We start from the raw sequence: 6,528 nt of genomic DNA on the forward strand, positions 1-6,528 counted from the left end.
GCGTCGAGGGGAAGAGAAAGCTACGGGCGAGGAGCAGGGTCCATGCCGAGCGCACCAACTCCGACACTCCCCGCCCGCACAGCTGCTACTTGGCGAAGTCCTTCTCGAGAGAATCGAGCTCCATCTTCGCGGAGTAGTAATCCAGGCGGAACGTCTCACCCGGGGTGTAGTAGACCTTGCCATCCTTGACCGCCGGCGAGGTGTTGAAGGCCTTGTCCTCGTGGATCACCTTCTTGTTGCTGTCGTCCGCGGCCACGGCGAGCCACACCTTGCCGGGCAGGCCCTTCTGGACGTTCTCCGGGGACAGATTGACCATGTCTCCGCGGTCCTTGCCCATCGAGGTATCACCCTTGACCTCATCCGGGATGGTGGTGATCTTGAAGCCCAGTTTCTCGAGAATCTGGACCTGAGGAGCCTTGTCGGTTAGGGCCGCGGCGCCCGAACCATCACCGAACACAATGAATGGGGAGACCTCTTCTTCGGGCACCTTGATCTTGTTCTTGACCTCCGAGAGGCGCTGGTCGAAGTCCTTGATGACGTCTTCTGCGGCCTTCTCCCGCCCCGTTGCCTCGGCGACCTTGGTGGTCACGTCCTGCCAGGACTTGTCGGAGTAGTCCACGACCAGGACGGGGGCGCCCATCTTCTTGAGCTGATCGACCTTGTCGAAGACGGAGTCACCGGAGTTCTTGGCGACGACGATCAGGTCGGGTTCGTAGTCGGCGACCTTCTCGATGTTCGGTGAATCATTGGACCAGAGCTTCTTGACGTTCTTCTCCGTGGCCGCCTTGGACCACTGGTTGAAGAATCCTTGATCGTCCGAGAGATCCGGGACGTTTTCCTTGGTCGCGCCGGATGCCACCACGGGTGCACCCACGGCCAGCAGCGAGCCGGTCAGCGTCGTCGACGTCGACACGATCTTCTCGGGCTTCTTGTCGATCTTGAGCTCGCCGTCGTCGGTCGTGATGGTGCGTGGCCATTTCTCTGCAGAGGACGAGGAAGCATCGGCGGATGCCTTGGAGGACCCGGAATCCCCACACGCCGCCAGGGCAATGGCCAACATCAGGGCCACGGCGAGTGCGAGTGCCCCTCGGACCCATAGTATTTTGGTTGCAACTGCTCTCATTTAGAGCCCCTTTCTTACGGCCCGCAGGCCGTGTCGAGTGCGCTCGTCCGATCAGGGTCGAGCGATTGATGCTCCGTCCTCGCGGTCGGCGACCCTCGGAACAACCATGGGTGTTCCCGTTACGGGGTCTGGGACGACGAGGCAGGAGAGTCCGAAAATGTCGTGCACCGTCTTCTCCGTCATCACGTCGGCAACCTCACCGGTGGCGACGATGCGGCCGTCGCGCATCGCGATGAGATGGTCGGCATAACGGGCGGCCTGGTTGAGATCATGCAGAACGGCGACGATCGTGCGGCCCTCTGAGATCTTGAGCCGACGGCAGAGTTCAAGGATCTCGAACTGGTGAGAGAGGTCGAGGAAGGTCGTCGGCTCATCGAGGAGGACGGTCTCTGTTCCTTGCGCAAGGACCAACGCGAGCCAAACCCGTTGACGCTGCCCGCCGGACAGCTCGTCGACAGGCCTGTTGGCCAGATCCTTGACCCGAGTCAGTCGCATGGCTTCTTCGACGGCGTCGTGATCGGCCGCGCTCCACTGGCGGAAAATGCCTTGGTAGGGCGAGCGCCCTCGGGCCACGAGGTCCCGGACCAGCATCTTCTCCGGCGCTGTGGCCGATTGCGGCAGGAGGCCCACACGACGAGCGACTTCCTTGGTCACCAACGAATGAATATCGACGCCGTCAAGACGCACCGTGCCCGCAGCCGGTTTGTGCAATCTGGCAAGGGCTCGCAGCAACGTCGACTTGCCGCACGCGTTGGGCCCGACGATCACCGTGAACGTCCCCGGGGGAACCGAAACGTCCAGTGCCTCGGAAATCATACGGTCTGAGTAGGAGAGGGCAACCCCCTCGGCGCACAGCCGGGCATTCATTGTCTTTTCCTCGCTTCCGTCAGAAGGAGACCCATGAAGTAGATTCCGCCGACCGCCGAGGTGACGATGCCAACCGGCATCGAGTCGAGCATGCTCTGGCTCAGGACGTCGGCCGCCAGCAACAAGAAAGCACCGAAAAGTGCCGAGACCATCAGGGATGCCGTCGCAGTCCGGCAGAGCATCCGAGTCAGATGCGGAGCCACCAGAGCCACAAAGGAAATCGGGCCGGCAGCCGTGGTAGCCAAAGCAACCAGTGCGGTGCCGAGGAGAACCAGCAGGATCTGCGCACGATCGACGCGCGTTCCGAGACAAACGGCCAGGTCCTCCCCCAGGTCCAGAACCTGAACCTCCCGGAACATGGCCAGAACCAACGCCTGAATCAGAAGAGTTGCGGGCCCGACGGCGATAATTCGTTCCCATCCCGCTCCTGCAAGAGAGCCGATAACGGAGGTTATTGCCCCGAAAGCGGTATCGCTGTCCGTCCGCAGGATCAACCAGCGGTTAAGACTTCCCAGCATCGAGGAGATGGCGATGCCGGCCAGGATCAACCGCAAACCGCCGAACCCACCACGGAAGGAGAACATCCAGATCGCAGTACCCGCGACCAACCCACCGATCAGGGCGGCGATTGGGACCGGAACCAGAGTCCCTCCGAAAAGAACCACCGACACCAGGATTCCCGTCTGAGCTCCCATCGTAAATCCGATGAGATCGGGGCTGCCCAGAGGGTTACGAGTCAGGACCTGGAACACCGCACCTGCGGTTCCCAGCGCTGAGCCAACGACAATCGCCAGCACTATGCGCGGAATCCGGAGTTCGAATACAACGAAGCGGGCCGAAGCTCTTCCCTCGCCGATGAAAATCCGGAAGACCTGTTCGAATCCGACCGAGGAACCGCCCAGACCGACCGCAAAAAGCCCCAGAACCACGGTCACTACCGCCAGAAGACATCCAACGATCAGTACGCGTCGCTCGACCAACACGCTGAGACGCGTGCCAGCCCGGAACCACCAGTAACCGCGGGGCGCACTCGGAACCAGAGCCCCGCCGAGATAACGCCCTTTTTCGGAACCTGCGGCTGCGTTGGCATATGGAGAGTCACCGCGGCGGGACGTGGCCCGGAGGATCATCGACGATCTCCCCTCAGCCTGACCACCATCCACAAAAGCGCAGGCGAACCCACGAAGGCGGTCAGCACACCGACCGCTATCTCGGAAGGCCGGGCGAGGGCACGTCCGAGGACGTCCGCGACCAAGAGGAGACTAGGGCCTCCGACCAGGCACAGAAGGATGATCCATCCTTGGCGAGGACCCATGACCCATGATGCGAACAACGGCACCACGAGGCCCACGAATCCAATAGGACCCGCGACAGCGGTCGCAGTCGCGCACAACACGGTCAGGGCCACCAGTGATATACCGCGAATCAAAGCGACGTTCGTCCCCAAGGCCTCGGCGACGTCGTCGCCGAGGGCCATGTCGGAGAGCCCCCTCGCGCTCAGCAAGACCATGAGAAGTCCCGCCAGGACGGGCACGAGAACCCAGACCACGGGCACATCCTGCCGGGTGAGGGCACCGACGTCCCAGTAGCGGAAGGTGTCGAATACCCGAGGACTGAGAAGCAGGAGCGCACCAACGATGCCGCCGGAGGCCGCGGAGAATGCAATCCCCGCGAGGACCAGCCGGACAGGAGAAGCTTCTCCGCCTCCGGACGCGGCAATCACATAGACCACGACGGCCGCGGCCAACGCCCCGATCGCCGACAGGAAGAACTGAGAAACGACGGACGTCAGGTTGCCCAGGCTGGCCCCCAGAACGATAGCCAGGGACGCGCCGGAATTGACACCGAGCAGTCCGGGGTCCGCTAGCGGGTTGCGAGTCACGGCCTGCATGACCGCGCCTGCAACCGCGAGCGCGGCACCCACCACGATGCCGATCAAAGTTCGAGTCACTCGCATGCCGCTGACGATGTAGCTCTCGTCGGATTCATCCGGGTGCCAGACCAAGTGCCAGACGCGGTCTATAGGAATGCTCCGAGAGCCGATGGCGATCGATGCTCCGCAGCAGAGCAGCAGCAGGGCCGTACCCAAAACAACGACGCCCAGACGAGACCTGAAGGAGCTGAGTCGCCCTTCCCTCACCACGGCCGAGGAGGCGTCCGCGGAATCCATGGACGTGCGCACGGCATGCGAGGAGGAAGAGGTCACGATGGCTCCAGCGAATCATGAGGGGCGATCCGACGCGCCAGGCGCGTCTCATCTTGAAGATAAGGCAAGGCACACCTTAAGTCCAGTTAAGGCTCCATAGATTTGCTAACCAGTCATCGCTGGGTCCGGTCGAGTTCGAGGGCTTGGGTCACCCGCTCAAACGACGACGGCGCAGTTCCACGGCGTCCTCACGCTTCCAGGCCAGAGCGACGACAACGCCGTCGACGGACGGGAACGCCGCGTCGAAACCATCAGGGACAGTACCGCTCTCCAGCAAATCCTGGAGGCCCCCAGCCCCAGCCTTCGTCAGTGCCTCGGCCCTGGCCCACTGCGACCAGGAAGCGGCGCACGGGACGGATAAGCCGTCTGGAACCACCAGGTCGATGCCGAGACGCGGCACCCCGCAACCGACGGCCGCGGCAACGCGTCCCTCATGATGCGACCAGCTCAGTGCCCGCTGCCCCGGCCCGGTCCACTCCTGGACGATGGCAATCGGACGGCCGTGAGCTTCGCGGCGGAGACATCCCGGACGGTCACAGCGTTGCTCCACGCGCCAATCCGCCGGGCGCGCGCCCGCGGCGCCCGGCCCATGCAGCTCCCTGTGCGCGCAGGCCAACAACCAACGACCGAGCAATCGGGCGGCCACCATCTCCCGCTGGGCCCACTGGCTTTGGGTTCGGGCCAACCGGTGGACAAATTTCGGCCCGAACGGACCCGGATCATTCCCCAGTGCTGCTTCGATCGGCTGTACTGGGTGCTCGGCCCACCAGATTCGGGTCACCCGACCAGGCCCCGGGGCGGCAAATGTAGATTCGCGCTCCATCATGCAACGCTCCTTCCGAAAGACCGCGGCGAGTGACTCAGCGTGGCCCTGCGACAGCAACAAGGCACACCGCCTGTACCGGAAACAGGCAAATGTATCGTAATCTCCGGACGCCATAGTTCTTTTCAGAAAGGTCCGATGATGCCATCCGAACCAGAGTTTCTTCCGCCGATCCCGCAGCGACTCAAACCGCGGGCGGGCCTCGAATTGTTGGAGGAATCAGGAAGCATCGACGCCTTTTTTGCGGAACTCGGTTCCCGTGGCGGATTGATCATAGAGGACCGTCCTGCTAGCGGAACAGCCGTCGTCACGGTCGCGCGCAAGGCCCACGGTGCGGAGGAACGCGTCGCACTTCTGCTCGCGACCACCACTCACATGCATCGGACCCATTTGGAACCGTTCCTCCTGGACCGCTATGACGCTTTCGGCGCAGCGTTCCATTTGGGGGCTTTCGAGCTTCCCCGCGAGCTGCGCACGGAGATCACGTTGCTTCCCCAAGATCCGTGGGACCCCGAGGTCGGTCAATCGAGACAACGCTGGCGATCAACTTTTGCTCTCACCGAGGCTCCGTCCCGGAGTCTGCCGGTGATTCGCTCCTCGGACGGCGGAGAAGCCAACCTCCTGGCCCTGCCAGGCGCCACGCCCCACCGGTTCACCGACGACATCGGCACCAGAGCTTCACAAGACTCATCCGAACGCACCATCGCCAGCATGCCTTCCGAACGATGGCGCGAAAACCTGCCGAAGCATGGAGACTTGAAGGAAGAGGCCTGGTCCTCAACCGTGATGAACGTTCCAGTTCGATCCTGGACGTGGCGGCCCGCCCAAGAGTACGGCGCCCCGGAAGTCACCGCACTCGTGACGGACGGGGACCGGTACACGAGTGAGTACACCCTGGTCCCAGCCCTAGAACGGGCAGTCGCCGAATACGCTCTGCCTCCGCTGTCGGTGATCTTCTTCGCACCGGACAGACCTTCGGACCGGCCCCATATGCTCGGGGCAAACCCGGACCTGCCGCGGTTCATCCAGGAAGAGCTTCTTCCGCGAGCATCGTTCCACACGCGTATCCTTTCCGATCCGCAATTGCGCGCCATTGCCGGAGCATCCCTCGGGGGACTTGCGGCGGCCGACGTCGTGCGCAGAGCGCCGGACCTCGTGGGATGCGGAATAGTCCAATCCGCCTCTTTCTGGTGGCCTGACGAGGATTCCCCCAGCGAACAGTTGCATCAATGGGAGGAAAACCCAGCACCGTCACAATGCACCCGAATCTTCCACGAGGTCGGCACCCTCGAAGGCCATCTTCGCGCAGAGAACCGTCGCTTCGCGGACCTGTTGCGTCGACTCCAAATCGACCACGTCTCCCGCGAGTACGTGGGAGGACACGACTACGTGTGCTGGCGCGGCGGGGTCATCGACGGTCTGATCCATTTCTTCGGCGGCTGACCACAAAAGGACGCCTGACTAAAGCCCCGAACGAACGCCTCAAACCTCCCACCCCAGCCCCCTTAA

6 protein-coding genes are annotated in these 6,528 nt (G+C 62.9%); 1 reads left to right on the forward strand and 5 read right to left on the reverse strand.

Annotated elements, in window-relative coordinates; genetic code table 11:
• Positions 1-85 precede the first annotated feature (85 nt).
• The 5 genes from fepB to EWR20_RS08150 all read right to left on the reverse strand — a co-directional run bounded on the left by fepB (position 86) and on the right by EWR20_RS08150 (position 5,022).
• Positions 86-1,123, reverse strand: a complete 1,038-nt coding sequence (gene fepB, locus EWR20_RS08130; protein WP_129360095.1) for a Fe2+-enterobactin ABC transporter substrate-binding protein — start codon at positions 1,121-1,123, stop codon at positions 86-88.
• 51 nt (positions 1,124-1,174) lie between these two features.
• On the reverse strand, positions 1,175-1,990 hold the full coding sequence (locus EWR20_RS08135; RefSeq protein WP_129360096.1) for an ABC transporter ATP-binding protein: 816 nt from the start codon (positions 1,988-1,990) through the stop codon (positions 1,175-1,177).
• Positions 1,987-3,120 (reverse strand): FecCD family ABC transporter permease, encoded by a 1,134-nt coding sequence (locus EWR20_RS08140; protein WP_129360097.1) that lies wholly within the window; start codon positions 3,118-3,120, stop codon positions 1,987-1,989. Before EWR20_RS08140 ends, EWR20_RS08135 begins: the two co-directional genes overlap by 4 nt.
• Positions 3,117-4,196, reverse strand: coding sequence for an iron chelate uptake ABC transporter family permease subunit (locus EWR20_RS08145; protein WP_202864792.1), 1,080 nt, complete (start codon positions 4,194-4,196; stop codon positions 3,117-3,119). Before EWR20_RS08145 ends, EWR20_RS08140 begins: the two co-directional genes overlap by 4 nt.
• 148 nt (positions 4,197-4,344) lie before the next feature.
• On the reverse strand, positions 4,345-5,022 hold the full coding sequence (locus EWR20_RS08150) for a hypothetical protein (protein ID WP_129360098.1): 678 nt from the start codon (positions 5,020-5,022) through the stop codon (positions 4,345-4,347).
• A gap of 135 nt (positions 5,023-5,157) precedes the next feature.
• Here EWR20_RS08150 and EWR20_RS08155 point away from each other — a divergent pair, with 135 nt between their 5' ends.
• A complete protein-coding gene (locus EWR20_RS08155) occupies positions 5,158-6,462 on the forward strand; it encodes an alpha/beta hydrolase (protein ID WP_129360099.1) in 1,305 nt (434 codons plus the stop codon).
• Positions 6,463-6,528 lie beyond the last annotated feature (66 nt).

This window comes from Rothia uropygioeca, assembly GCF_004136585.1.
GTDB lineage: Bacteria > Actinomycetota > Actinomycetes > Actinomycetales > Micrococcaceae > Rothia.